At 72.6% G+C, this 25,820-nt stretch carries 25 protein-coding genes and 1 tRNA gene; 9 read left to right on the top strand and 17 right to left on the bottom strand.

The window, feature by feature from the left end:
• Positions 1 to 146 precede the first annotated feature (146 nt).
• The 7 genes from NE235_RS12020 to galU form a co-directional block, all read right to left on the bottom strand.
• A tRNA-Ala gene (locus tag NE235_RS12020) sits at positions 147 to 220 on the bottom strand.
• Positions 221 to 408: 188 nt separating this feature from the next.
• Positions 409 to 1,029: a divisome protein SepX/GlpR gene (sepX, locus tag NE235_RS12015; RefSeq protein ID WP_252801936.1), complete on the bottom strand. Its 621-nt coding sequence runs from the start codon at positions 1,027 to 1,029 to the stop codon at positions 409 to 411.
• Between the two features lie 341 nt (positions 1,030 to 1,370).
• Positions 1,371 to 1,985 (bottom strand): GNAT family N-acetyltransferase, encoded by a 615-nt coding sequence (locus tag NE235_RS12010; protein WP_252801934.1) that lies wholly within the window; start codon positions 1,983 to 1,985, stop codon positions 1,371 to 1,373.
• A gap of 50 nt (positions 1,986 to 2,035) precedes the next feature.
• The gene (locus NE235_RS12005; RefSeq protein WP_252802406.1) at positions 2,036 to 2,506 is read right to left on the bottom strand and encodes a MogA/MoaB family molybdenum cofactor biosynthesis protein; all 471 of its coding nucleotides are present in this window, start codon (positions 2,504 to 2,506) and stop codon (positions 2,036 to 2,038) included.
• A 14-nt stretch (positions 2,507 to 2,520) separates the two neighbouring features.
• Entirely contained in the window at positions 2,521 to 2,991 is a 471-nt protein-coding gene (gene moaC / locus NE235_RS12000; protein WP_308206060.1) for a cyclic pyranopterin monophosphate synthase MoaC, read from the bottom strand.
• A 40-nt stretch (positions 2,992 to 3,031) separates the two neighbouring features.
• Positions 3,032 to 4,240: a molybdotransferase-like divisome protein Glp gene (gene glp, locus NE235_RS11995; RefSeq protein WP_252801932.1), complete on the bottom strand. Its 1,209-nt coding sequence runs from the start codon at positions 4,238 to 4,240 to the stop codon at positions 3,032 to 3,034.
• Positions 4,224 to 5,138, bottom strand: coding sequence for a UTP--glucose-1-phosphate uridylyltransferase GalU (gene galU / locus NE235_RS11990; protein ID WP_252801929.1), 915 nt, complete (start codon positions 5,136 to 5,138; stop codon positions 4,224 to 4,226). Before galU ends, glp begins: the two co-directional genes overlap by 17 nt.
• A 102-nt stretch (positions 5,139 to 5,240) precedes the next feature.
• Between galU and NE235_RS11985 the strand changes: the two genes are divergently transcribed.
• The 4 genes from NE235_RS11985 to NE235_RS11970 all read left to right on the top strand — a co-directional run bounded on the left by NE235_RS11985 (position 5,241) and on the right by NE235_RS11970 (position 8,851).
• Positions 5,241 to 5,837 (top strand): 5-formyltetrahydrofolate cyclo-ligase, encoded by a 597-nt coding sequence (locus NE235_RS11985; RefSeq protein ID WP_252801927.1) that lies wholly within the window; start codon positions 5,241 to 5,243, stop codon positions 5,835 to 5,837.
• A complete protein-coding gene (locus NE235_RS11980) occupies positions 5,834 to 6,820 on the top strand; it encodes an NAD(P)-dependent oxidoreductase (protein ID WP_252801925.1) in 987 nt (328 codons plus the stop codon). The genes NE235_RS11985 and NE235_RS11980 overlap by 4 nt, the downstream gene beginning before the upstream one ends.
• A gap of 130 nt (positions 6,821 to 6,950) precedes the next feature.
• On the top strand, positions 6,951 to 8,432 hold the full coding sequence (locus NE235_RS11975; RefSeq protein WP_252801922.1) for a potassium/proton antiporter: 1,482 nt from the start codon (positions 6,951 to 6,953) through the stop codon (positions 8,430 to 8,432).
• A 95-nt stretch (positions 8,433 to 8,527) separates the two neighbouring features.
• Positions 8,528 to 8,851 (top strand): FmdB family zinc ribbon protein, encoded by a 324-nt coding sequence (locus NE235_RS11970; RefSeq protein ID WP_252801920.1) that lies wholly within the window; start codon positions 8,528 to 8,530, stop codon positions 8,849 to 8,851.
• A 95-nt stretch (positions 8,852 to 8,946) separates the two neighbouring features.
• Here the strand turns inward: NE235_RS11970 and NE235_RS11965 are convergent, their stop codons facing one another.
• Complete coding sequence (locus NE235_RS11965; RefSeq protein WP_252801919.1) at positions 8,947 to 11,040, bottom strand: MMPL family transporter; 2,094 nt, start codon at positions 11,038 to 11,040, stop codon at positions 8,947 to 8,949.
• Positions 11,041 to 11,214: 174 nt separating this feature from the next.
• On the opposite strand from NE235_RS11965, the gene NE235_RS11960 reads away from it, so the two are divergent.
• Together NE235_RS11960 and NE235_RS11955 are read left to right on the top strand one after the other, a co-directional pair.
• Positions 11,215 to 12,012 (top strand): S-methyl-5'-thioadenosine phosphorylase, encoded by a 798-nt coding sequence (locus tag NE235_RS11960; RefSeq protein WP_252801916.1) that lies wholly within the window; start codon positions 11,215 to 11,217, stop codon positions 12,010 to 12,012.
• A gap of 88 nt (positions 12,013 to 12,100) precedes the next feature.
• On the top strand, positions 12,101 to 12,688 hold the full coding sequence (locus NE235_RS11955) for an SAF domain-containing protein (protein ID WP_252801915.1): 588 nt from the start codon (positions 12,101 to 12,103) through the stop codon (positions 12,686 to 12,688).
• Between the two features lie 43 nt (positions 12,689 to 12,731).
• Here NE235_RS11955 and NE235_RS11950 read toward each other — a convergent pair whose 3' ends face one another.
• Positions 12,732 to 13,790, bottom strand: a complete 1,059-nt coding sequence (locus NE235_RS11950; protein WP_252801913.1) for a D-alanyl-D-alanine carboxypeptidase family protein — start codon at positions 13,788 to 13,790, stop codon at positions 12,732 to 12,734.
• Positions 13,791 to 13,877: 87 nt separating this feature from the next.
• A complete protein-coding gene (locus tag NE235_RS11945) occupies positions 13,878 to 14,366 on the bottom strand; it encodes a hypothetical protein (protein WP_252801911.1) in 489 nt (162 codons plus the stop codon).
• 131 nt (positions 14,367 to 14,497) lie between these two features.
• On the opposite strand from NE235_RS11945, the gene NE235_RS11940 reads away from it, so the two are divergent.
• Complete coding sequence (locus NE235_RS11940; RefSeq protein WP_252801909.1) at positions 14,498 to 15,616, top strand: ADP-ribosylglycohydrolase family protein; 1,119 nt, start codon at positions 14,498 to 14,500, stop codon at positions 15,614 to 15,616.
• 202 nt (positions 15,617 to 15,818) lie between these two features.
• On the opposite strand, the gene NE235_RS11935 is transcribed toward NE235_RS11940, so the two are convergent.
• The 7 genes from NE235_RS11935 to NE235_RS11905 form a co-directional block, all read right to left on the bottom strand.
• Complete coding sequence (locus NE235_RS11935) at positions 15,819 to 17,084, bottom strand: cytochrome P450 (protein ID WP_252801907.1); 1,266 nt, start codon at positions 17,082 to 17,084, stop codon at positions 15,819 to 15,821.
• Positions 17,085 to 17,275: 191 nt separating this feature from the next.
• Positions 17,276 to 17,881 (bottom strand): GTP-binding protein, encoded by a 606-nt coding sequence (locus NE235_RS11930; RefSeq protein ID WP_252801905.1) that lies wholly within the window; start codon positions 17,879 to 17,881, stop codon positions 17,276 to 17,278.
• The gene (locus NE235_RS11925; protein WP_252801903.1) at positions 17,862 to 18,221 is read right to left on the bottom strand and encodes a DUF742 domain-containing protein; all 360 of its coding nucleotides are present in this window, start codon (positions 18,219 to 18,221) and stop codon (positions 17,862 to 17,864) included. The genes NE235_RS11930 and NE235_RS11925 overlap by 20 nt, the downstream gene beginning before the upstream one ends.
• Entirely contained in the window at positions 18,218 to 18,637 is a 420-nt protein-coding gene (locus tag NE235_RS11920; RefSeq protein ID WP_252801901.1) for a roadblock/LC7 domain-containing protein, read from the bottom strand. Before NE235_RS11920 ends, NE235_RS11925 begins: the two co-directional genes overlap by 4 nt.
• 100 nt (positions 18,638 to 18,737) lie before the next feature.
• Positions 18,738 to 20,297: an ATP-binding protein gene (locus NE235_RS11915; protein WP_252801900.1), complete on the bottom strand. Its 1,560-nt coding sequence runs from the start codon at positions 20,295 to 20,297 to the stop codon at positions 18,738 to 18,740.
• Between the two features lie 499 nt (positions 20,298 to 20,796).
• The gene (locus tag NE235_RS11910) at positions 20,797 to 21,468 is read right to left on the bottom strand and encodes a choice-of-anchor P family protein (RefSeq protein ID WP_252801898.1); all 672 of its coding nucleotides are present in this window, start codon (positions 21,466 to 21,468) and stop codon (positions 20,797 to 20,799) included.
• A gap of 64 nt (positions 21,469 to 21,532) precedes the next feature.
• Positions 21,533 to 22,372: a L,D-transpeptidase gene (locus tag NE235_RS11905; protein ID WP_252801896.1), complete on the bottom strand. Its 840-nt coding sequence runs from the start codon at positions 22,370 to 22,372 to the stop codon at positions 21,533 to 21,535.
• Between the two features lie 336 nt (positions 22,373 to 22,708).
• On the opposite strand from NE235_RS11905, the gene NE235_RS11900 reads away from it, so the two are divergent.
• Together NE235_RS11900 and NE235_RS11895 are read left to right on the top strand one after the other, a co-directional pair.
• Positions 22,709 to 24,367 carry an FAD-dependent oxidoreductase gene (locus tag NE235_RS11900; protein WP_252801894.1) on the top strand — a complete coding sequence of 553 codons (1,659 nt, stop codon included), beginning with the start codon at positions 22,709 to 22,711 and terminating at the stop codon, positions 24,365 to 24,367.
• Entirely contained in the window at positions 24,364 to 25,791 is a 1,428-nt protein-coding gene (locus NE235_RS11895) for an ATP-binding protein (RefSeq protein ID WP_252801892.1), read from the top strand. The genes NE235_RS11900 and NE235_RS11895 overlap by 4 nt, the downstream gene beginning before the upstream one ends.
• Positions 25,792 to 25,820: the final 29 nt, after the last annotated feature.

The following is a 25,820-nucleotide window of genomic DNA, read 5'->3' as shown; positions in this document are numbered from 1 at the left end:
TTCGCACAGCGAGGATCCTCGGACGCCATGCGTAACGGTCTCAAGAGGCGCAAGAAGCGGCCTGTTTCGCACAGGTTGCTGTACTTCGCTGCCGTCCGAGATTGAAGAAGGCCGGTTCCGTGATCGGAACCGGCCTTCAACCTGGGTGGAGCTGAGGGGATTTGAACCCCTGACCCCCTCGATGCGAACGAGGTGCGCTACCGGACTGCGCTACAGCCCCAAGGACGCTGTAAGGCTAGCAAACATTCGGCACTTCTCGCGCATCGGTTGCCCGGTGTTCCGGGTCACAGCAGGTCAGGCACGGTACGAGCAGCATCGTCGTCGCCGAACCGGGGCCCGCCGGCCGGCAGAAGGTCAGGCTGGTGGACGTGGGCCCGGCGTGGCGTGGCGGAACCGGTGGAAAGGGCGTCAGTCGCCGACGGCGCGTTGGTCGGTGTACTGGTCGTACACCTGCTCCTCCGGCCGCTCCGGCATCGAGATGATCTCGGCGGACCGCTGGGCGGCCTCGCGGGCGAGGCGGGCCTCCTCTTCCGCGCGGGCGCGGCGGTCCGCCTCGATGGCGCGCATCCGGGCGAGGTGGCGGGCGCGGCGTTCGGCGTCCATCCTGACGGCGGAGCGCAGCAGCGTGAGGTGGCCGACGAGCAGCACGGCCGGGGGCGCGGTGAACCACCACGGCGTGACGCCGGCGACGACGACGGCGACGGCCGTCAACTGGAGGAGGATGAGGCCGACGGTGCGGCGGCGGCGCCGGGCGATCACGGCGGCACGGCTCGCGCGCCGGTGGGCGGCGCGGCGCGCCGCCTGGGCCGGGACGACGGCCGCGGGGACCACGTCGTCCTCGAGCGGGCCGTCCTCGGCGTCCTCCAGGCTCTCGGACTCCAGGTTCTCGGACGGGGTCTCGATGACCGTGTCGGCGTCCTCGTCGAGGCGGCGGTTGCGGGTCCGGGATCCGTCGCGGCGGAGCCACATGGGGACCAGGACGATGCCCCAGACGACCACGATGGCGAGATAGAGGAGTGCGCTGCTCATCAGCCCTCCTCGTAGGCGCGTCCAGGCCGCAGGCTGACCTGGCAGACGCGCTCGCTCACGTCCCGCACGCTAAGACCCACCGTCAGTGGTTGACGAGCATTAGGGGCGGTGTGTCGCGAGATCGGATCCTTCCTGAAACTTTGCTGACCGAGATTTTCCAGGCACCATGATCACGACGTACGGCACCCGCAACTCTCGGTTATCCGAAGCAGCGTTTCGCAAACATCACATTTAGGCATCATTCATACCATCGACGACTCCGCCGGGCGGGCCCCGGCATCGCCGGAACGCTCGCCCATGCCGAGGCTTCAGGGGCCCGGTGACGCGACGGTGAATTCCGGTCAGCGGGGGAACGTCTGGCGGGTGCTGGCGCGCCAGCGGCTCAGCAGGCCGCCGGGGACATCCTCGGTGGTCAGCGCATAACAGATGTGGTCACGCCAGGCGCCGTCGATGTGCAAGTGCCGCCGCCGGACGCCTTCTTCGCGGAAGCCGAGTTTGTCCACGACGCGGCGGCTGGCGGTGTTCTCCGGGCGGATGTTCGCCTCGACGCGGTGCAGGCCGACGTTGAAGAAGGCGTGGTCGACGGCCAGCGCGACCGCGGTGGGCATGACCCCGCGGCCGGCGACGGCCTTGTCGACCCAGTAGCCGATCTGCGCCGACCGGGCGGAGCCCCAGACGATGGCCCCGATCGTGAGCTGGCCGACGAACTCCCCCTCGTACGTCACGACCCACGGGAGGGCCAGGCCGTGCCGGGCCTCGCGGCGCATGGTCTGCACCATGCTGAGGTAGGGGCCGAGGCCGCTGCGGAACAGGGGCGTCTCGGGATTGGTGGGCTCCCAGGGGCGCAGCCATTCGGCGTTGCGGATCCGCACCTCGCGCCAGGTCCGCGCGTCACGCAGCCGCAAGGGCCGCAGCCCGACCGGCCCCTCGTTCAGGTTGGCCGGCCAACCCCGCATGCTTGCCACACTCCCATGATTCCCCTGTGACGGGTCCTACGCCATCCTCGTCACGGGGTGCGTGGATGATCGCCGCCGCCGATCTGGTCGACGGCGTGCCGCAGCACCTCGCCGAGCACGGCCATCCCGTCGCGTACCCCGCCGGTGGAGCCGGGCAGGTTGACGATGAGGGTACGGCCGGCGACGCCCGCCAGGCCGCGGGACAGGATCGCGGCCGGGACCTTCTCCCGGCCGGCGAGCCGGATGGCCTCGGCGATTCCGGGAATCTCGCGCTCGATGACGCGCCGGGTCATCTCCGGGGTCCGGTCGGTCGGGGTGAGCCCGGTGCCGCCGCTGGTGATGACGGCGTCGTAGCCCTGGGCGACGGCCTCGCGCAGGACCTCCTCGACCGGGTCGCCGTCGGGGACGACGACCGGGCCGTCGACCTCGCAGCCCAGGTCCTGGAGGAGCCGGACGAGGATCGGCCCGGAGGTGTCCTCGTAGACGCCCGCGGACGCGCGGTTGGACACGGTGACCGCCATGGCCCTGATCGCCGTCACGGACGCCGCCAGACGCCGGTCTTGCCGCCGGTCTTCTCCTCGACCCGCACGTCCGTGATCACGGCGGCCGGGTCGACCGCCTTGACCATGTCGATGAGGGCGAGCCCGGCGACGGACACGCAGGTCAGCGCCTCCATCTCGACGCCCGTCCGGTCGGCGGTGCGCACCTGCGCGCTGATGGCGACGCCCTCGTCCCGTACGGTCAGGTCGACGGTGACGCCGTGGATGGCGATGGGGTGGCACAGCGGGACGAGGTCGGGGGTGCGCTTGGCCGCCTGGATCCCCGCGATGCGGGCGACGGCGAGCGCGTCGCCCTTGGGGACGTTCCCGGCGCGCAGGGCCGCGACGCACTCCGCGGACAGCCGTACGAAGCCGGTGGCGGTGGCCGTACGGGCGGAGACCTCCTTGGCGGAGACGTCCACCATCCGGGCCGCTCCGGACTCGTCGAGGTGGGAGAACCCGGTCACGCGCCCTCCCTTGCCGGCGGAGTGGCCGGACACACTGTGGTCATGGCAGCTCCAGGACGTCGACGGTGTCGCCGGTCCGCAGGTCGGTGACGTCCTCGGGGACGACGATCAGGGCGTTCGAGGACGACAGCGCGAACACCTGGTGGGAGCCCTGCGCCTCCGCCGGGGCCACGTGGTGCTCCCCCTCCGCCGGTGACAGGACGGCGCGCAGGTAGTGCCGCAGTCCTCCCGGCGAGGTGACCGGCGCGGTGAGGCGGGCCCGTACGGTGCGCGGCGGCTCGGGTGGCAGGCCCTGCAGCGCGCGCAGCGCCGGGCGGACGAACACCTGGAAGGAGACGTACGCGCTGACCGGGTTGCCGGGCAGGGTGAAGACGGGCACGCGGTCGTCGAGCAGGCCGAAGCCCTGGGGCTTGCCTGGCCGCATCGCGACCTTCTCGAACCGCATGGTGCCGAGCCCGGACAGCACCTCCTTGACGACGTCGTAGGCGCCCATGCTCACGCCGCCCGACGTGATGATCACGTCGGCGGACGCGAGCCGCTCCTCGATCGTGGCCAGGACCTCGCGCGGGTCGTCGCCGACCGAGCCCGCCCGGAACCCCACGCCGCCCGCCTCGGTGACGGCGGCGGTCAGCGCGAAGCTGTTGGAGTCCCAGATCTGGCCGGGCCCCACCGGCTCGCCGGGCTCGACGAGCTCGGTGCCGGTGGACAGCACGGCGACGCGGGGCCGGGGACGCACGAGGACGCGGGCCCGGCCGACCGCGGCGAGCATGCCGATCTGGGCGGCGCCGAGCCGGGTGCCGGCCGGCAGGACGGTCGTCCCGGCGGTGACGTCCTCCCCCGCGCGCCGGATGTAGTGCCCGGGCGTGGCGGACCGGCGGATCGTCACCTCGGCGGTGCCGCCGTCGGTCCACTCGACCGGGACGATGGCGTCCGCTCCGGCGGGCAGCGGCGCGCCCGTCATGATGCGGGCGCACCGCCCCGGGTCGATGTCGTACGCGCCCTGGTCGCCGGCGGCGATGTCGCCGGCGACCGCCAGGGTCACGGGTGATGTCTCGGACGCGGCCGCGACGTCCGCGGCCAGCACCGCGTAGCCGTCCATGGCGGAGTTGTCGAACGGCGGCAGGTCGACGGGCGCGGTGACGGGCTCGGCGAGGACGCCGCCGTATGACTCCGGCAGGGCCAGCTCCAGGGGCGGAAGTTGCCGTATCGCCCCCAGGATGTCCGCCAGATGCTCATCTACCCGCTTCATCGTGCTTCGCCACGAACTCTCGGAGCCACGGCAGGAACTCGTCGGCCAGTTCGGGCCGGTCGGCCGCGAACTGCACGACCGTGCGCAGGTAGTCCAGCTTGTTGCCGGTGTCGTAGCGGCGGCCGCGGAACAGCACGCCGTGCACCGGGCCGCCCTCCGAGCGATCCCGCTTGGCCAGCGTGAGCAGCGCGTCGGTGAGCTGGATCTCGCCGCCCCGGCCTGGCGGGGTCTTCTCCAGGACGTCGAACACGGCGGGGTCGCAGACGTACCGGCCGATGATGATCCACCGGCTCGGGGCCTCACCGGGCACGGGCTTCTCGACGAGGTCGGTGACGCGGACGACGTCGTCCTCGTCGGTCGGCTCGATCGCGGCGCAGCCGTACAGCGACACCTGCTCGGGCTCGACCTCCATCAGCGCCACGACACTGCCGCCGTAGGTCTCGCGGACCTCGAGCATGCGTTGCAGCAGCGCGTCGCGCTCGTCGATCAGGTCATCGCCCAGCAGCACGGCGAACGGCTCGTCGCCCACGTGCCGGCGGGCGCAGTACACGGCGTGCCCGAGGCCCTTCGGCTCGCCCTGCCGCACGTAGTGGACGTCGGCGAGCTCCGCGGACTCCCGGACCGAGCCCAGCCGCTCGGGGTCCTCCTTGGCGCGGAGCGCCTCCTCCAGCTCGTACGCGCGGTCGAAGTGATCCTCGATCGGACGCTTGCCCCGGCCGGTGATCAGCAGGATGTCGTCGAGCCCGGCCGAGACGGCCTCCTCGACGACGTACTGGATCGCCGGCTTGTCGACGATGGGGAGCATTTCCTTGGGGGTCGCCTTGGTCGCGGGCAGGAATCGCGTGCCAAGGCCGGCAGCGGGAACGACCGCCTTGGTGACGGGTACGTGGTCGGCCATGACAAGACCCTAGCCGCCGATCGCGATGGTTCTGCGGACGGTCCCCCTCCCAGTGGGCGTCCGCCGAGAAATGTCACGTGATTTTCACGCGACAATGGACGGGTGCGTGACATCACCGGTGAGAAGACGGCCCTGCGTTCGGACCTGCTGGCGGCCCGCGCCCGCCTCACCCCGGACGAACGCACCGCCGCCGGGCGGCTGTTGCGCGACACCGTGCTGACGCTGCCGGAGGCGGAGATGGCCGGCACCGTCGCCGCGTACGTCTCGGTCGGCTCCGAGCCGGCCACCCAGAGCCTGCTGTTCGCCCTGTGGAAGCGCGGCACGTACGTCCTCGTCCCCCGGCTGCTACCGGACCGGGACCTCGACTGGGCGTCCTACGAGGGGCCCGACTCGCTGCGCCCCGGACCGTACGGCCTGCTGGAGCCGACCGAGCCGGCGCGCGGCCCGGAGGCGATCCGCAGCGCCGACCTCGTGATCGTCCCCGCGCTGGCGGTGTCGGCCGGCGGCGTGCGCCTCGGACGCGGCGGCGGCTCGTACGACCGCGCGCTGACCCGCGTCTCCCCGGAGATCCTCACGATCGCGCCGGTGTACGACACCGAGCTGGTCGCGTCCCTGCCCGCCGAGCCGCACGACCTTCCCGTACGGGCGGCGGTCACCCCGTCGGGCGGCCTGGTCAGGTTCGCCGGGGCCGCGACGTGAACGTGAACGGGGGCCGCTGGCGGCTGCTCGCGCTGCCGCCGCTCGGCGCGGACCTGATCCACCAGGTGTTCGACCCGCTCGGCGCCGAGGTGGTCGTGCCCGCCGAGCGGAGCCGCAGCGCCCTGCACGCGGCGCTGGCGGACGCGGAGCTGGTCGTCGGCGACTTCACCGGTGAGCTGTCCCTCGACGCCGCCGCCGTCGCGGCGGCGCCGCGCCTGACGTTCGTGCAGATGCCGCAGGTCGGGGTGGACAGCCTCGACCTGGACGCGCTGACCGCCGCCGGCGTGGCGGTGGCCAACACCGCCGGCGCGAACGCCCGGTCGGTGGCCGAGTGGGCCCTGGCCGCCGCGCTGAACCTGTCCCGGCAGCTGTCGTGGGCCGACCGGCGCATGCGGGAGGGTGGCTGGCCGCAGCTCGAGACCGCCGCCCGCGGTGCGGACGAGCTGGCGAACCGCCGCGTCGGCGTGCTCGGCATGGGCGCGATCGGCACGGAGGTCATGCGGCTGTTCGAGGCGCTGGGCTGCCGCGTCGCGTACTGGTCGCGGCGGCGCCGGGACACGGGCGTCCGCCTGGAGCTGGACGACCTGCTGGCGGTCTCCGACGTCCTCGTCGTCTGCCTGCCGCGCACGCCGGAGACCATCGGGCTGCTGGACTCCCGGCGGCTGGCGCTGCTGCCGGACGGCGCGTTCCTCATCAACGTCGCGCGCGGCGGCATCGCGCCGGACGACGCCGTGCTCGCCGCGCTGGACGGCGGCCGGCTGGCCGGGGCGGCGCTCGACGTGTTCGAGGACGAGCCCCTGCCCGCCGGCCACCCGCTCCGGGCGCACGAGAACGTCCTGCTGTCCCCGCACGCGGCCGGCGCGACCCGGCAGTCCCAGCTCAACATCCTCACCGCCGTCGTGGACAACATCCGCGCGGCGGTCGAGGGCCGTCCGGTGGCGCACGTCGTCAACGGCCTCGACCCGCTGATCCGTCACCGCTGATCCACCACCGCCGGCACGCCGCGCGGGCGCGTCGCGTCCGCGCGGCCGGCCGGCTCCTCCCGTCCCGCGTGGCGGTGCTCCGCCACCCTCGGTGACGGATTGTGAGAAAGTCCTGTTCAAGGGGGTGTGGGTGAAACTCGACCTGTGGCTGCTGCTCGGCTCGATCGTGGTCATCACGGCGATCGTGGCGGTCCGCCTGGCCCACCGCAGCGGGCTGCCCAGCCTGCTCCTGTACCTCGCGCTCGGTCTCATCCTGGGTGAGTCGGGATTCGGCATCCGTTTCGACGACATGCTGGTCGCCGAGACCCTGGGGCTGGCGGCGCTGGTCCTCATCCTGGCCGAAGGCGGGCTCACCACCCGCTGGGCGGGCGTACGGGACGCCATCCCGGCCGCGCTCTCGCTGGCCATCGCCGGCACGGCGGTCAGCATCGTGGTCGTCGCGGCGGTGGCGCACTGGCTCGTCGGCATCGAGTGGCGCCCGGCCCTGCTCCTGGGCGCGGTGCTCGCTCCGACGGACGCGGCCGCCGTGTTCTCGGTGCTGCGCCGGCTGCCGCTGCCCGCCGGCATGACCGGCATCCTGGAGGCCGAGTCCGGCTTCAACGACGCGCCGGTGGTCATCCTCGTCGTCGCGCTCAGCGCGAAGCACGTCGAGTCGCCGCTGCTGATGGCGGGCGAGCTGGTCTACGAACTGGCCGCCGGGGCGGCGCTCGGCCTCCTGGTCGGCTGGCTCGGCGCGCACGGGCTGCGGAGGGCGGCGCTGCCCGCGTCCGGCCTGTACCCCATCGCGGTGCTGTCGCTCGCCGTCGGCGCGTACGGCCTGGCGTCCGTCGCGCACGCCAGCGGGTTCCTGGCGACCTATCTGACGGCGCTCTTCCTGGGCAACAGCCCGCTGCCGCACCGTCCGGCCACCCGCGGGTTCGCCGAGGGGCTGGCCACGCTGGCCCAGATCGGGCTGTTCATCATGCTCGGGCTGCTGGCGTCGCCGCGGGAACTGCCGGCACAGATCGGCACGGCGCTGATCTGCGGGTTCGCACTGGTCCTGGTGGCGCGTCCGCTGTCGGTGCTGGCGTCGACGCCGTTCTTCGGGCTCGACCTGCGCACGAAGGCGTTCCTGTCATGGGCCGGGCTGCGGGGCGCGGTGCCGATCGTGCTGGCCACGATCCCCGTGACGGCGGGGCTGCCGGGAGCCCAGGCGCTGTTCGCCCAGGTGTTCATCATCGTGGTGGTGTTCACGCTGCTGCAGGGCCCGACGTTGTCCGCGTTCGCGCGCCTGCTGAAGGTGACCGTTCCCGACCGCGCCCGGGACATCGACGTCGAGGCGGCGCCGCTGGAGGAGCTGCACGCCGACCTGCTGGACATCCGGATCCCGCCGGACTCCCGGCTCGACAACGTGGAGATCTTCGAGCTGCGGCTCCCCGAGGGGGCGGTGATCACCCTGATCGTTCGGGAGGGCCGCAGCTTCGTGCCGGGCCCCGACACCGCCCTGCTGGCGGGCGACGAGCTCCTGGTCGTGGCGACCAGCGCCGCCCGCCCCGCCGCCGAACGCCGCCTGCGCGCCGTCAGCCGGCGCGGGAAGCTGGCCGGCTGGTACGGCGAGCACGGCGATCGGTGAACGCAGGCGGCGGGAATCAATCCGAGCCCGGTAGCATTAGCAGTCATTGAGTGAGAGTGCCAGCCCCCGAGGCTGTGTACAGCTAGGAGGAACTCGTGCCGACGTATCAGTACGCGTGCACCGAATGCGGTGAGCCTCTGGAGGTCGTGCAGAAGTTCAGCGACGATCCGCTGACCGAGTGCCCCGCCTGCGGCGGGCGTCTGCGCAAGGTGTTCTCCGCGGCCGCGATCGTGTTCAAGGGATCGGGCTTCTACCGCACCGACAGCCGCAGCGGGTCGACCACCTCGTCGAGCAGCTCCGTCAAGAAGAGCGAGCCCGCCAAGACCGAGGCGAAGAAGGGGTCCTCCTCATCCTCGTCCTCGTCCGACTCCTCTTCCGGTTCTTCCGGCTCCTCCGGGTCCTCCGAGAAGGTCGCCTGACCGTCGCTTACGACGGATCGATTCGTCGAGCGCCCGGTCCTCAGCCGCTCGTGGGCGGGCTCCCCGCCCGGCCGGGGAGCCCGCCCTCGCTGTGATCAGCGCACGGTCTGCGGCATCGGCCGGTCGTCCGGCCTGAGGTCCCGGTCCCCGGCGAGGCGGCCCGGCAGCCAGACCCGCCCTCCGATGTCGTACGTCAGCGCCGGGACGAGCAGCGACCGGATCAGCAGGCTGTCGAGCAGCACGCCGAACGCCACCGCGAACGCCATCTCCACCGTGCCCGTCACCGGCAAGGTCGCCAGCCCCGCGAACGTCGCGGCCAGCACGACCCCGGCCGACGTGATCACGCCGCCGGTGACGGTGAGCCCGCGCAGCACGCCGGGTCGCGTGCCGATCCGCTGCGACTCCTCCCGCACCCGCGTCATGAGGAAGATGTTGTAGTCGACGCCGAGCGCGACCAGGAAGATGAAGATCTCCAGCGGGAAGCCGGAGTCGGCGCCCTCGAACCCGAACACGTGGGTGAACACCAGCCCGCAGACCCCGAGCGACGCGGCGAACGACAGCACCACCGTGGCCATCAGCAGCAGCGGCGCGACCAGGGCCCGCAGCAGCAGGACCAGGATGACGAACACGACCCCCAGCACGATCGGGATGATCACCTTGTTGTCGTGCGCGGCGGCACGCTGGGTGTCGAGGTTGACGGCGGTGGTCCCGCCGACCTTCGCGCCCAGGGGATGCACGGCCGTGCGCAGCCGGTCGACCGTGTCACGGGCGGCCCGGGTGTCCGCCGCGCTGGACAGGGTCGCCTCGTACTGCTCGTAGCCGCCCACGACGACCGGATCGCTCACGCCGGACACGCCGGGCGTACGGGCGATCGTGGCGCGCAGGCCGGGCTCGTGCGGGCCGATGACGACCGCCGGGCTGCCGGTGCCGGCCGGGAAGTGCCGTGCCAGGGCGCGCTCCCCCACGACCGAGTCGGGCGTGCCGACGAACTGCCCGGCGTTGGAGATCGGCCCGGTCCGCAGCGACAGGATTCCGCACGCGAGGGCGGCCAGCATCAGCACGCCGCCGACGGAGATGATCCGTGGCCGGGCGCTGACGAACCGCGCGACGCGGGTCCAGACGCCGTGCTCCTTCTCCAGCGCGTCGGGCTCGTCGGCGTACCGCGCGTCGAACCGCGGTACGACCGGCCAGAAGACGCCGCGCGGCAGCGCCACGAGCAGGGCGGGCAGGAGCGTCGTCATGGCGGCCAGCGCGCAGACGATGCCGACCGCCGCGACCGGGCCGAGGCCGCTGGTGGAGTTGAGCTCGGCGACGAGCAGGCACAGCAGCGCGATCGTCACCGTCGCGCCGCTGGCGAGGACGGCGGGCCCCGCCCGGCGCAGCGCGATCCGCATGGCCTCGTGCCTGTCCTCGTGCCGGTGCAGTTCCTCCCGGTAGCGGGCGATCAGCAGCAGCGCGTAGTCCGTGCCCGCGCCGAACACCAGGACCGCGAGGATCGCGGTGCTCTGGCTGTTGACCGTGAGGCCCGCCTTCGCCAGCAGGTACACCAGGCCCTGCGACAGCATGTACGCCGAGCCGGCCGACACGAGCGGCACGATCCACAGGAACGGGCTGCGGTACGTCAGCAGCAGCATGACGACCACGACGGCCAGGGTGACGAGCAGCAGCGTGCCGTCGACCTTCATGAAGACCCCGATCAGGTCGGACATCGTGCCGCCCGGCCCGGTCACGCGGACGTCGAGGCCGGCCGGCGGTCCGCGTTCAACGACCTCGCGGAGGTCGTCGATCGTCTTGAGGACGATGTCCCCGTCACCGCTGACCGGGACGACCAGCTGCATCGCCCGGCCGTCCTGGGACGTGATGGGCCCCGCCACGGAGGCCACGTGCGAGAGGCCCTTCAGCTGCGCGGCCGCCGATCGCGCGAACGCCAGGTCCTGCGGTGTGACGCCGCCGCGCCGCTCGTACGACACGAGCGTGACGGTCCCGTCCTCGTGGTGCAGCTCCTTCTGCAGCTTGATGACCTTGGTCGCCTCGGCCGCGCCGGGCAGGTAGGCGTCGGCGCTGTTCTTCGTGACGCCCTGCAGTCTCCCTCCGAGGGCACCGCCGACCATGAGCAGGATCAGCCAGGCGACGAGGACGACCCACTTGGTACGGCGGCCGGCGGGGACACCGGCCAGTCGGCTGGGCATGGTTCACCTTCCCGAAAACGCGACATGTCTTCTCTATGAGCGAGAAGATATTACGCGTGACTCCACCTGACAAGACATATCGCGAGTCCGGTATCGGTCGCGCGGCCGCGGGTTCTCCACAGGCTGGGGAGGCGGCCTCGCGGGCCGTCCCGGTCGCCGACTAGGGTCCGGCTCATGCATGCAGAGATCGGTGTGATCGGCGGTTCCGGCTTCTACTCCCTCCTCGACGACGTCGAGGAGATCGAGGTGGCCACCCCCTACGGCCCGCCCAGCGACACCATCGCCCTGACCACGGTGGCCGGCCGCCGCGTCGCGTTCCTGCCCCGGCACGGCCGCGACCACCGCTACCCGCCGCACCAGATCCCCTACCGGGCGAACCTCTGGGCCCTGCGCTCCCTCGGAGTGCGGCAGGTCGTCGCGCCGAGCGCCGTCGGCTCGCTCGTCGCCGACCGCGGCCCCGGCACGCTCGCCATCCCCGACCAGCTCGTCGACCGCACCAGCGGCCGCGCCCAGACCTACTACGACGACGGCGCCGTGCACCTCTCCTTCGCCGACCCCTACTGCCCGCGCGGCCGCCGCACCGCGCTGGAGGCCGCCCGCGCCGCGGACTGGCGGCCGGTCGACGGCGGCACGCTCGTCGTCATCGAGGGGCCGCGCTTCTCCACCCGCGCCGAGTCCCGCTGGTACGCCGCCCAGGGCTGGACCCTCGTCGGCATGACCGGGCACCCCGAGGCCGTCCTCGCCCGCGAGCTCGCCCTGTGCTACATCCCGGCCTGCCTCGTCACCGATCTCGACGCCGGCATCGAGGAGGGCGAAGGCGTCACCCACGAGGAGGTGCTCAGCGTCTTCGCGCAGAACGTCGACCGGCTGCGCGACCTCGTCATCGACATCATCGGCACGCTGCCCGCCGAGCGCGACTGCCCCTGCCCGCACGCCCTGGACGGGCTCGACCTCCCGATCGAGCTCCCGTGACCGCCCCGGCGCCGCCCGCGCTCCCCGCACGGGCCCGCGGCCCTCATCACGATCCCATGAGCGTCGCCGCCTCGCCGCGGACGCGACGATGAGAGCGACGCTGAGCCGGCACCGCCGCCTGCTCGCGGCCGTGCTGGCCGCCGCGGCGGCGGCGCTCGGCCTCGCCGCCACACGGCCCCACCCGCGCCGGGTGCCGGTTCTCGTCGCCGCCCGCGACCTGCCCGGCGGCACGGCCCTGCGCGCCACCGACGTCGCGGTCCGCGCCCTGCCCGCCCGCGCCGTGCCCGAGGGCACCGTCCGCCGGGCCGCCGGGCGCACGCTGGCCGGGCCGGTGCGCCGGGGTGAGCCGCTGACCGACGTGCGGCTGCGCGGCGGCACGCTGCTCGACGGCGCGGACCCGGGCGCGGTGGCGACGCCGGTGCGCCTCGCCGACGCCGCCGTCGTGCGGCTCCTGCACGCCGGCGACCGTGTCGATCTCCTGGCCGCCCGCGCCGAGGGCCCCCTGCCGGCGCGCACGGTCGCGGCCGCGGTGCCGGTCCTCGCGGTGCCCCGGCCCGGCCCTGGCACCGGCACCGGCGATGGAGCGCTCGTCGTGCTGCGCACGGACCGCGCCCAGGCGGCGGCCATCGCCCGCGCCGCCGTCGACTCCCGCCTGTCGGTCGCGATCGTCGGTTAGGCCCTGTCTCAACGTCCCCGTCCGTTGCGCCGAGGGGCGTGGGTCAGTCGCTGGCGTCCGGGGTGTTCTCCTTGGTGTACTCCCAGTGCCACGGCTCGAAGGGGCTGCTGTAGGCCCACGCCGGGTGGAAGAACTCGTACCTCTTCGAATTCGCCTGCAGCCAGTTGAACTGCGCCGAGCCCTGGCTCTGGACTCCGCCGCACAGGTCGACGGCGGTGCCCCATCCGTGGTTGCTGTGCCCTGGCACGGCCGCCATGCCGGGCCGGTCGGCGTAGATCCGCTGCTGCTCGGCGAGGGGCCGGTAGGAGTCGGTGAGGCACATCTGGACGCCGAAGTGCGCCTTGTAGGCGGCGTTCAGCTTGTAGAAGGCCAGGGCCGCGTCGGCGCGGAGCTGCCGACCGGGCTGCGGCAGCGGGCAGAGATAGCGGGCGGGGATGAGCCCGTTGGGGAACTTCCGCGCCTCGGTGACCAGGCTCTTCTGGCAGGTGAGCTGCAACCGGGTGTTCGGGTCGAGCTTCTTCAGGGCGGCCGTCAGCTGCGCGGTGAGACGGGACGCGCGTTCTTTCAGCGCGCTCATCTCCTGCTTCAGCTTCGCCTCCTCGACCGCGTTGTTCGACTGCAGCTCCTGCGCCGACGCGGCCAGCTGCTCGCGTTGCCGCTGCAGGCGGTCGGCCCTGTCGATGAGGGCCTTCTGGTCGTTGGTCAGCATCGTCAGGTCGGTGGCGGCGGCCAGCGCCCGGCCGGGGTCACTGTCCCCGATCAGGGCCGGGATGCCCATGGCCCCCGGCTCCTTGTACGCGCTGGCGGCCAGCTGGGCCAGCGGCTCGCGGATCTTGGTGAGCTCGGCGTTGGCCGTGCCGAGGTCGGCGAGGGTGGACTTGAGCTTGTCCTCGGAGGCGGTGAGCTGCTTCTTGCGCGCCTCCCAGGCCTTGGTGGCCTGAGACAGCTCGTTCTTGGCCTTGTCGGCCTGCTTGCGAAGGGTCTTGACGCTGTCGGCCGACGGCGACGCGGCGGCGGGCGACTCATTCTCGGCGCTGGACGTCAGCAGGAGCACGACCGCCGTGATCGCCGCGATCAGCGCCGCTGACCGAGTGCTTGGCACGCGGAGATCCTCCGGGGGACTGGCGAAGATGTGCGGCGGGTTGACGGTACTACAGGTGACACTGTGGTTCGTGCTCTGTCCGTGACCTCATCGGTTCGGGTGGCCGCCGCGGCGGCGTTGGCACAGCTCCCACATCCACGGCCACTTCTTCAGCTCCGCCGGGCATTTGGTGCTGAGAGAGGGGGACGGGCGCGTGGTGCGGGTCGGCCGGGAGCGTCGGGTCGGGGTGGGGGTCCCCATGGACGACGCGGAGGACGTCCCGGGAGACTTCGGCGCGGGGCGGACGCTGCGGGAGGCGACGATCTCGCCGATGGCCCGCTCGGTCCGTGCGGCCGTTGCCGAGTCGTCGTGGTCCCGTGCGGACGGCGTCGCGGCGGCCGCCTGGGACCGCGAGGGGTCGCCGTGCCCGCCGCCGCGGACGGCGAACAGCCCCCCGATGAGGAAGGCCGGCACGATGATGAGGACGGCGAGGAGCGTCACACCGCGACGGAACGGCAACAGCTCGAACCAGCCCAGCAGGCGGCTCGCCACGGTAACGCGCGGCTTGTCCGTTGCGTCCTCAAATAGGCCATTCACGGGAGCAGAGTAGCGACAAGGAGCGCTCCGAGTAGTCGGAACCGAGCGACACGTGGTCTCCGAGTCCGGTTCCGGCCCCTGGCAGACTTACCGGCGTGGGCGATCGCATGACTTATCCCGATCCTGACCGCATGCTGGGCTGTCTACTGGGCGGCGCCATCGGTGACGCGCTCGGCGCGCCGATCGAGGGCCGGCCGATCGCGGAGATCCGGGAGAAGCACGGCCCGGCGGGGCTCACCGAGTACAGCGACGCGCGGGTGCGGGTGGGCGCCGTCACCGACGACACCCAGATGACGCTGTTCACCGCCGATGCGCTGATCCAGGCGTCCATCCGCGAGCGGGGCAAGGGCATCGGCGGAGCCGCGCCCGGCCTGCTGCAGGCCGCGTACCTGCAGTGGCTGCGCACGCAGGGCGAGGAGTTCCCCGAACAGGACATCGGCGGCGGCTGGCTGTTCGGCCGGCCGGAGATGCACGAGCGGCGCGGTCCCGGCCGGACCTGCCTGAGCGCCCTGCACGCCGTCGCCGCGCGGCGGCGCCCATACGTCCCGCTGGGGACCATCGAGGAGCCCATCAACGACTCGAAGGGCTGCGGCGGGGTCATGCGGGCCGCCCCGGCGGGGTTCCCCTTCTCTCCGCGCGTCCCGGAGGGCGCCGCCGACTGCCGTCGCGCGGCGTTCGCGATGGGGGCCACGTCCGCCGCCCTGACCCACGGCCACCCGAGCGGGTACCTGTCGGCCGGGGTGCTGGCCGCGACGGTCTGGGGTCTGCTGCGCGGCGCGGACCTGTCCGACGCGCTCGACGCCGCCCGTACGGTGCTGGAGTCGTACTCCGGCCATGAGGAGACCTCCGCGTCGCTCGACGCGGCGGTGGCGCTGGCCCGGGAGGGCGACGCGCTCACGCCCGAGCGGCTGGAGACGCTCGGCGGCGGCTGGACCGGCGAGGAGGCCCTGGCCATCGGGGTGTGCGCCGCGCTGGCGGTACGGGACGGCGCGCCCGCCGACGTCATGCGGCGGGCGTTGCGGCTCGCGGTGAACCACTCCGGGGACAGCGACTCCACCGGCTCGATCTGCGGCAACCTGCTGGGCGCGCGGTACGGCACGGCGGCGCTGCCCGGCCACTGGCTGGCGGCCGTCGAACTGCGGCGCGTCATCGTCCAGCTCGCCGCCGACGCCGCCCTGGAGTTCGGCCCGAACCCGCCGGCCGATCCAGAGACGGGCGACGTGCCGATGAGCTGGCACACCCGCTCCTGACCGGCGGGGCCGCACCCCAGGACGCCCGCCGAAGATCGGCGGGGCCGCACCTCAGGACGCCCGCTCCTGACCGGCAGGGCCGCCGAGACGCCCGCCGAAGACCGGCGGGGCCGGGTCTCGGCGCGCTCGGCGGGAACGGGAACCTGTCACCCGGTCCGGTGCGGCGAACGACGGGCCGCCCCGCGAGGGGGCGGCCGCCGGTTCACATCGGCGTCCTCGCCGGGGCCGGGGAGAACTTCACCGGCAGCGCGTTCAACGCGCGCACTCGGAACGCCGGCCGCCATTCGAGCTCGTTCGGCGGCACGGCCAGCCGTACGTCCGGCAGGCGGTCCAGGAGCACCTCGACGGCGGTCTCCGCGATGACCTCGCCGAGCTCCGGGGCCGGGAAGGGGCAGCCGTGGTCGCCGTGGCCGAAGGAGAAGTGGGCGTGGTTGCCCCGCGACCCGGCGTCGGGCACCGCCCGGACCAGCGGATCGGAGTTCGCGCCGGCGAGGCAGATGACGACGGCGTCGCCGGCCCGGATGTGCCGTCCGCCCAGCCGGGTGTCGCGGGTGGCCCAGCGGAAGGTGTTCTGGGCGGGCGACTCCTCCCAGAGCACCTCGTTCATCGCCTGCCCGACGCTGCGCCGCCCGCCCGCGAGGGTCAGGGAGAACCGGTCGTCGATCAGCATCAGCCGCAGCGTGTTGCCGATCCAGTTGGCCGTCGGGTCCTGTCCGGCGATCATCATGATGAGGAGGTCCTGGGTGAGCTCCTCGGCCGTGAGCTCCGCGGGGTGGTGCAGCATCCGGGAGGCGACGTCCGGGCCCGGCTCGGCGCGCTTGGCCTCCAGCAGGCGCCCCATCGCGCCCGCGAACCGCTGGTACGCCTCGAGCGCGCCCTCGCCGCCGTCCAGGACGGCCATCACGTCCTCCGCGATGCTCCACGCCTCGGAGTCGGGCAGGCCGAACATCTCGGCGAGTGCCAGCGCCGGGATCCGGTTGGCGTATTGGACCATGAGCTCGGCCCCGTCGCTGCCGCAGAACTCGTCGATGAGCTCGTCGGCGACCCGCTCGCATCGGGCCCTCAGCTCGAACCGGTCGACCTGCTCCATGGCGTCGGTCATCGCCTGGGCCCGCCGCTGGTGGGCGGCGCCCTCGCTGAAGAGGATCGATCCGGGCTGGTATCCGACGAGCGCCATGAGGGGCCAGTCCGGGGGGATGTTCTCCCACTGGTTCCAGCGGCGCGAGTCCCGGGCGAACAGCGTCGAGTCGCTGAGCACCTGGTGGACCTCGCGGTAGCCGAGGGTCAGCCAGGCCGGCACGTCCCCTTCCAGCAGGACGGGCAGCACCGCCCCGTGCCGGTTCCTCAGTTCCCCGTACAGCCGGGCTGGATTCTCCTTGTCGTAGCGCGGACCGTACAGGGGCACGGAGTCGGGCGGGATCGGCGACGGTGGGCCGAGGGGCCGGATCGTCGGCTCGGGCTCGGTCATGTTCCTCTTCCTGCGAGGCGGTTGACGGTCGACCGCGTCCGGTGGGGCTCGTCTCCGGTGCGGTGTTGAGCTCCTGATCGCGCGCGGCGATCAGACCCCGGCAGCGGCATGCGCCGGGGACGACTTCACGGGGGTCGTCCGTGTTCCCCCTGCGCGGGCCGCCGGGTCCGGATCGCCCGTCGGCCGCCCGGTCACCGCGCGCTTTCCTGGGCGGTGGACAGGGCGTACAGGTGGTTGACGAGAGTGATCAGCACCTTCTTGGACGACTCGCGCTCGCGGGCGTCGCAGTCGATCAGGGGCACGTCGTCGGAGAGGTCCAGCGCCTTCCGGATGTCCTCGAGCCGGTAGGCGGGGCCGCCGAAGTCGTTGCGGGCGACGATGAAGGGCATGCCGTGGTGTTCGAGACGGTCGATGGCGTACCAGGAATCCTCGACGCGCCGGGTGTCGACCAGCACGACCGCCCCGAGCGTGCCGGAGAACAGCCGGTCCCACAGGAACCAGAAGCGCTGCTGGCCCGGGGCGCCGAACAGGTACAGCACCATCTGGTCGTTCAGGCTGATCCGCCCGAAGTCGAACGCCACCGTCGTGGTCGTCTTGTCCCGTACGCCGGCCGTCTCGTCGATGCCGACGCCCGCCCGGGTCATGACCTCTTCGGTGCTGAGCGGGCGGATCTCGCTGACCGACCGGACCATGGTCGTCTTGCCGACGCCGAAGCCGCCGACGATGACGATCTTCAATCCGTTGCTGGCGGTGCTCCGCAGCGGCGCGGTGACCCGGTCAGAGGTTTTCAAGTCCAAGGAGCACCTGCTTCAGGATGTCGGGTTCGGGGAGTTTGGTCTTGGCGGGTGCCATCGTCGGATGACGCGCGGTGATCCGGCCCGTGTCGAGCAGGTCGCACAGGAGGATCTTCACCACGCTGACCGGTAGCCCGAGCTCTGCGGCGATCTCCACGACCGCCATCGGGTTCGTGCACATGCGCAGGATCTTCACGTGCTCGGACTGCATGCCCGGCGTGGGATCGCACTCGCTGACGATCAGAGAGACGATGTCGATCGAGTCCTCGTCCACCCGGCTACGGCCGCCGGTGACGATGTACAGCCGGTCCGGGTCCTCTCTGTCGACTGACCGGGACGTCATCGGGTCGCGCTGCCCTGCTGCGGCCGTCGCGGCTGGGCGACCAGGTACTCGCCGAGTTGTTCGACCAGCTCGTGCATGTTGTGCCCGATCACGCCCACGTCGGCCTCCTCGCCGGCGATGAGGGCCAGGTGGGCGCCCTCTCCGGCCTCGACGATGAACAGCAGCCCGCCGTGGAACTCGGTCATGGACTGGCGGAGGCCGCCGGTACCGTCGCCGAACTCCGCCGAGGCGCCGTAGGACAGGCTCTGGATGCCCGAGGCGATGGCGGCGAGCTGGTCGGCCTGGTCGGTGCTCAGTCCGTACGTGTGGCAGAGCTTCAGCCCGTCCTTGGAGAGGACGATGGCGTGCCGGCTCTCGGGGGTCCGCTCGAGGAGGTTCTCCAGCAGCCAGTCGAGGTCGCGGTCTGTGGTCTTCATGGGTGGTGCGGGGCGGTGATCCGGGCGTGGGCACCGGAGACTCGTCCCCTGCCTCCAATCTCTGTCTTGTCGTTCGGGCCTGGCAGGGTGAGCCGAGCGGTCAGCTCTGATCCGTCTCTGGTGGAGGCGTGTCGCCGTTCTTGCGCCTGCGGCGGCCGGCCTCACGGAAGGCGCTGAACCTCGCGCCGGGGTCGGTCGTCGGCTTGTCGACGCGGGGTTTCGGCGCATCGGCCGCCTTGGCCGACGCGGCGGCCGCCGCGAGTGTCTGGCCCCTGCGGCGCCGGGGCAGCCCGGCGATCGTGTCGCCGGTGTCGGGGATGGTCTCGTCCGCGGTCTCGGGGATCTCCAGTGGCCCGGTGGGCGGGTCGCCGGGTCCCCCGGTGGCGGGTTCGCCGGTGACCGCCTCGTCGGCGGGCGTCGCGGTCGTGGCGTCCGCCGACGCGGCGGGAACGCGCCGCTCGAGCGGCGTGACGGGCGTGGCGGCGGCTCCGATCGCCACCCCGGCCCGGGCGTCCTCGGCACGGCGGGCGCCGAGACCCACGACGCGGGACGCGCTGGGCTCGGTGCCCGGCGCGGGCTGCGTGATCAGCGACCTCGGGATCAGGACCACGACTCCGGTGCCGCCGCGCGAGGAGGGCCGGAAGGAGACGGTGAGGCCGTGTTTGCGGGCGAGGCAGCCCACCACCGCGAGACCCAGCCGGGTTCCGGAGAGCGTGGTCAGGTCCAGCGTCTCGGACGAGACGGCGCGTTCCGCTCGCTCCAGCGCGGCGGCGCTCATGGCGAGGCCGCCGTCCTCGATCGTGACCACGACGCCCGCGTGCACCTCTTCGACGTAGACGTGCACCTCTTCCGAGGGCGGGGAGAAGCTCGTCGCGTTGTCCATCAGCTCGGCCAGGGCGTGCATGACGCCTTCGGCGGCGTAGCCCGCGACCGCGACGGTGCTGGTGGAGTGCACCCGGACGCGCTGGTAGGCGCTGATCCGGCCCACCGCGCCGCGCAGGATGCTCTCCATCACGATCGGTTTCGTCCAGCGCCGTCCGGACCGGGCGCCGGTGAGCACGGCGATGCTGTCGGCGAGGCGGCCGGCCTGCGCCGTCGTGTGGTCGAGCTTGAGCAGGTCGCCGAGGACCGCCTCGTCGTGGCGGTTCTCCATCTCGCGCAGGTCGGCGAGCATGCTGGTGGCGAGGGCCTGGACGCGGCCGGCGGCGTTCGCGCAGACCGACATCGCGGCGGCGCGCATGCGCTCTCCCCGGGCGACCTCGTCGACGATGGTGCGCAGGATCCGCCGGTGCGCGGCGGCGGCGGGCTGTTCGATGGAGGACATGGCCGTGGCGCCGGACGCGCCGTCGCGGAGCCGTTTCACGACGGCCGGCAGGGTCTCGTCGGCGAGCCGGGCGAGTTCCGACTCCATCGTCGCGAGACGGTCGCGCATGACGCGCGCGGTCTGGAACCCGTACGCCGCGAACGACAGTGCGGCGCACAGGGCGAGCGCCGCGATTCCAGTGCAGGCGGCGACCAGCCCGCGGTCCGCGGCGGGGACCGCGGCCGTCACCACCAGGCAGACGCCGCCGGTGACGACCACCGCGACCAGCAGGACGAGCAGGGCCCGGTCCATCGGCGGGCGCTCGGCCCGCTGGTGGGTTGGAACGTGTGCTGACATCAATCAGGTCCTCGTCGGCGGTGGGAGCAGAAGAACGGAGTCGTCCGGAGCCGTGGGCGGGCCGTCACGCGAGGGGCGCGCGCCGCGCGGGGGGAATGGCCGATAAGTCGGTGTGCGGGGGACACTCGGCGCGGTGGGCGGCGGGGTTCCCGACCCAAAGCCGCAGGACGGACCACGAAGAACGGCAGGAAGTGACTGGGATTCGCCTCCACCGATCCGCGCGATCGTACGTCTCTATCTCGATCCCTCGCCTCAGCCGAGATGTCCACCCTGGCCCCGACAGGAACCAGGCCGCGTATGGGACGGAAATAGTAGTGGTTCGGTAGTTGCCACGGAACGGTTTGTCGCTTTTGCCGTTCACGGCGAGGAGGCCGCCGAACCGGCGGCCTCCTCCGAATCCCCCGTGCGTACGAGGAATTCGACTCCTCTTCGCGTCGTCTCCGAACAGCGCGACGGCCCCCGGGCGGCATGCCCGGGGGCCGTCGTGTCGTGGCCTTCGTCAGCCGGTCACGGGCAGGTCGCTGGGCACCGGCTCGGGCTTCGGCGCCTGGCCGGGCGGCTGCGTGGGCGGCTGCGTGGGCGGCTGGGTGGGCGGCTTTTCGCCGGTGGTGGAGCAGGTGGCGGAGGAGACGCTGAGGGTCTGGGTCCGGCCGGCTCCGAGGGGGAGGGTGACCTGGATGGCGGTGACGGTGAGGGAGCCGTCGGCGTTGCGGGTCTGTTTGTTGAGGACGACGGACGCGGTGCCGAGTCCCTGGACGGGGATGCTGAGGGCGCTGTTGGGCGCGGCGTCGGCGGCGAGGCGGTGCCCGGCGAGGCTCGCCTTGACGAGGTGGGATCTGGCCGTCCCGTTGTCGCAGGTGGCGGTGACCAGGTGGGCGGTGAGGGCGGCCTTGGCGACGCGCAGGTCGGTGACGCTGGCCCGGGCGAAGGCGGGTTTGGTGGTGACGTGCAGGACCTTGACGTCGATGAGGGGGTTGGCCGGCAGGTGCAGCAGGCTCTTGTCGGCGGTGCCGGCGACGGCCGGGGTGGCGGGGATGGCGACCAGGCCGCCGGCGGCCAGGCCGTAGGCCGACCCGGTCCCGGTGGTGGCCGAGGCCGTACCGGCCAGGGCGAGGGGCGCGGCCAGCGCGGCGGCGGCCGCCGTGCAGACGGTCAGGCGTATCGAACGCATTGCGACTCCTAGAAAGTGGATGAAGACATGGACGGCTCCCACGGGGAGCCGGGGAGTGCTCGCCTCAGGCCGTGACGACGACCGGGGTGCCGAGCGGCACTTCGGACAGCTTCTTCAGCGCGTCGGCGGGCACACGGACGCAGCCGTGCGTGACCGCCTTGCCGAAGACCGACGCGCTCGGCCAGCCGTGGAACGCGACCGTGCCGGGACCGCCGCCGAACGTGTCGAGCGTCTCGGAGTGCGCGCCCACCGGCAGGATGAGCGGGCTGTAGGTCTTCTTGGCCGGAGCCAGGGAGGCCAGCAGGAAGGTCCGCCCGACGGGGGTCGGCGTCTTCGCCGCCCCGACCGCGACCGTCCAGGTGCCGAGCTTGTGGCCGGACCTGGTGAGCGTGAGCCTGCGCGCCGAGGTGTCCACCGCGATCTGGTACGGACTGCGGGCGGTGTCGAGGCCGGTCTTGCCCGTGGGGATCCAGCCGGCCGAGCGGTTCGGCCGGCTGGGCAGCAGGACGCGGTCCCACCCCGGCTTCATCTCCACGACCGGCACCCAGGTCGGGCTGCCGAGCTGGGTGCTGGGCAGCACGGCCACCGCGGGTCCCCCGGCCGTGGCGGAGACGGGCACGGCCGCCTTCGGGTGCACGACCGTGCCGTCGGCCATCGCGTCGGAGGCGTCCTGCCCGAGGCCCTTCAGCGTCGTGTACGTCGTGGCCTGCGGCAGCTTCCCGGTGGACGTCGCGGACGTGCCGCCGGGCGCCGGGGCCGGCGCATGGCTCTTGCCGCCGCAGCCGGTCACCGGCAGTGCGATGGCCACCGCGGCCGCGGCGAACGCCGTCAGACTGCGCGTGCGCACCGGCGCGTGCGCCGTCGCCGCACGGCCACGACCAACGCGGTTGGAACGATCGGTCACGAATACTCCCGAAGATCGTGTTTCAGGGGGGAGGCGAGCGAGCATCTCGCGAGACCGTGATCTCGGAGGGAAGCCACATAATTACCACAGGTAACCATGGCCGTGTCAGTCACTCTGGGAGTTCAGTTGACAACAGATGCCGACGTGCAGAGATAACGCTGGATATCGGCACCGTCACCGTACGGTGACAAAAGCCTCACCCCCGGCGGGCCGACCCGGAATCCTCGTTCCCGGCGCGGTATCCGCCACGCGCCGTACGGGCCGCCCGGCGGCGGGCGTGCCCGGCGCGGCCACCGCCCCTCCCCCAGGCCGGCGCGGGCTGGAATGATTCGCCCCATGAGCATGCCGATCCTGATGACGGTCGACGACGACCCGTCGGTGTCCCGCGCCGTCGCCCGCGACCTGCGGCGGCGGTACGGCAACGACTACCGCGTCGTGCGGGCCGACTCAGGCGCCGACGCCCTCGACGCGCTGCGCGAGATCAAGCTGCGCGGTGACGCGGTCGCCGCGATCCTGGCCGACTACCGGATGCCGAACATGAACGGCATCGCCTTCCTCGAGCAGGCGATGGACCTGTTCCCGCACGCCCGGCGCGCGCTGCTGACCGCGTACGCCGACACGGACGCCGCGATCCAGGCGATCAACGTGGTCGACGTCGACCACTACCTGCTCAAGCCCTGGGACCCGCCGGAGGAGAAGCTCTATCCGGTGGTGGACGCGCTGGTCGAGACCTGGCGCGCCGTCGGCGACCGGCCGGTCGAGGAGACCAGGCTCATCGGGCACCGCTGGTCACGCCCGTCGTTCGAACTCCGTCAGTTCCTGGCCCGCAACTCGGTGCCGTACCGCTGGTACTCCGTGGACGAGCCCGAGGCCGCCCGCCTGCTGGAGGCGGCGGGCGCGACCCCGGACGAGATCCCGGTGCTCATCACCCCGGACGGCAAGGCGCTGCGGACGCCGACCGGCTCGGAGATCGCCTCCGCGGTCGGGTTGTCGACCGAGCCGGCCGCCGCGTTCTACGACCTCGTCGTGATCGGCGGCGGGCCGGCGGGGCTCGGCGCCGCGGTGTACGGCGCGTCGGAGGGCCTGCACACCGTCCTGGTGGAGAAGAAGGCCACCGGCGGCCAGGCCGGGCAGAGCTCCCGGATCGAGAACTACCTCGGCTTCCCCGACGGCGTCTCCGGCGCGCAGCTCACCGACCGGGCGCGCCGCCAGGCCGCGAAGTTCGGCGCCGAGGTGCTCACCACACGGGACGTCGTGGGGCTGACCGCCCGCGGCCCGGCCCGGGTGATCACGTTCGGCGACGGCACGGAGATCGCCGCGCGCGCGGTCGTGCTGGCCACCGGGGTCTACTACCGCGCCCTGGACGCCGAGGGCGCGGAGCGACTCACCGGGCGGGGCGTCTACTACGGCTCGGCGTCCACCGAGGCCCCGGCCTGTCAGGACAAGGACGTCTACATCGTCGGCGGCGCGAACTCCGCGGGCCAGGCGGCGGTGTTCTTCTCCCACCACGCCCGTTCGGTCACCCTTCTCGTACGCGGGCCGAACCTGGAGCGCTCGATGTCGCACTACCTGATCGAGCAGCTGCGGGACCTCCCCAACGTCCGCGTCCGGGTGCGCACGACCGTCGAGGCGGTCGACGGTGACGAGCACCTGGAGCGGGTGACGCTCCGCGACGCCGACACCGGGCGGACGGAGACGATGGCGACGAACCACCTGTTCGTGTTCATCGGTGCGGCGCCGCGTACGGAGTGGCTCGGGGAGACGATCGCCCGGGACGCGCACGGCTTCGTGTGCACCGGCCCCGACCTGCTGAGCGAGGGACGCCGCCCGGCGGGCTGGACCCTCGATCGCGATCCGCTGTACCTCGAGTCGTCCGTTCCGGGGGTCTTCGTCGCCGGTGACGTACGCTCGCAGTCGGTCAAGCGGGTCGCCTCGGCCGTCGGCGAGGGCGCGATGGCGGTCGCGCTCGTCCACCGGTACCTGGAGGAGCGTTGAGCACCGAAACCCTCACCCCCGACGAACTCCGCACCCTGTTCCTGTTCGAGGGACTCTCCGGCGAGCAGCTCGCCTGGGTGGCCGAGCACGCCGGCGTCGAGCACCACCCCGCGCAGGAACGGGTCATCGCCGAGGGCGACCCCGCCACCTGCTTCTACGTGCTGCTGTCCGGCACGCTGCGCATGTGCCGTATGGTGCACGGCGACGAGGTGGAGCTGATCCGCACCGAGCAGCGCGGCGTGTACTGCGGCGCGACCGAGTTCCTCGTGGGCCGGCGGGGCGACCAGCGCTACTCCGCGTCGGTGTACGCCGTCACCGACCTGAGCCTCCTCACTCTGCCGGCGGCGGAGCTGGGTGAGCGCTTCGTCGCGTGGTTCCCCATGGCCGCGCACCTGCTGGAGGGGATGTTCCTCGGCCGGCGCAACACCGACGCGATCGTGGGCCGCCGCGAGCGGCTGGTCGCGCTCGGCCAGCTGTCGGCCGGGCTGACCCACGAGCTGAACAACCCGGCCGCCGCCGCGGTGCGGGCGACGTCCGCGCTGCGTGAGCGCGTCGCCGGGATGCGGCAGAAGCTGGCGCTGCTGGCCCGCAACGACATCGACCCCGACCTGCTCGAACGCCTCATCGACATCCAGGAGCTCCTGGTCAAGCAGGTCGGTGACGCGCCACGGCTGTCCGCGATGCAGACCGCGGACCGCGAGGACGAGCTGGCCGACTGGTTCGACGAGCACGACGTCGCGGACGGCTGGAACCTCGCCGCGGTGTTCGTGCCGGCGGGCATCACGGTCGAGCGCCTGGAGGAGGTGCGCGCCGCCGTCGGCTCCGATGACCTGGCCACCGCGCTGCGCTGGCTCGGCTACGCCGTGGAGACCGAGGCGCTGATGGGCGAGATCGAGGACGCCACGACCCGGATCTCCGCCCTCGTCGGCAAGGCCAAGCAGTATTCCCAGATGGACCGGGCGCCGTTCCAGTGGATCGACGTGCACGACGGCCTGACGTCCACGCTGGTCATGCTGTCCGGGCGGATCGGGACCGGCGTCCGGGTCGTCAAGGAGTTCGACGGGGCGCTTCCGGAGATCCCGGCGTACGCCGGTGAGCTCAACCAGGTCTGGACCAACCTGATCGAGAACGCCCTCGGCGCGATGGGCGGCCAGGGCACGCTGACGATCCGCACCCGCCGGGACAACGACCGGGTGCTGGTGGAGATCTGCGACACCGGGCCGGGCGTACCGGCCGACCTGCGGGAGCGGATCTTCGAGCCGTTCTTCACGACCAAGCCGGTCGGCGAGGGCACCGGGCTGGGGCTGGACATCTCGTGGCGGATCGTCGTGAACCGGCATCACGGTGACCTGCGGGTCACGTCGGAACCGGGCGACACCCGCTTCCAGGTGTTCCTGCCGCTCACCGAGCAGCCCGAGACCTGACACGTTTCAACCCGTCGGAGCTGGACAAT

Origin of the sequence: Actinoallomurus spadix (assembly GCF_024055725.1) — a bacterium.
GTDB classification, from domain to species: Bacteria; Actinomycetota; Actinomycetes; order Streptosporangiales; family Streptosporangiaceae; genus Actinoallomurus; species Actinoallomurus spadix.
The sequence above is the reverse complement of the archived record's forward strand: the minus strand, read 5'-3'. Positions and strand labels throughout refer to the sequence as shown.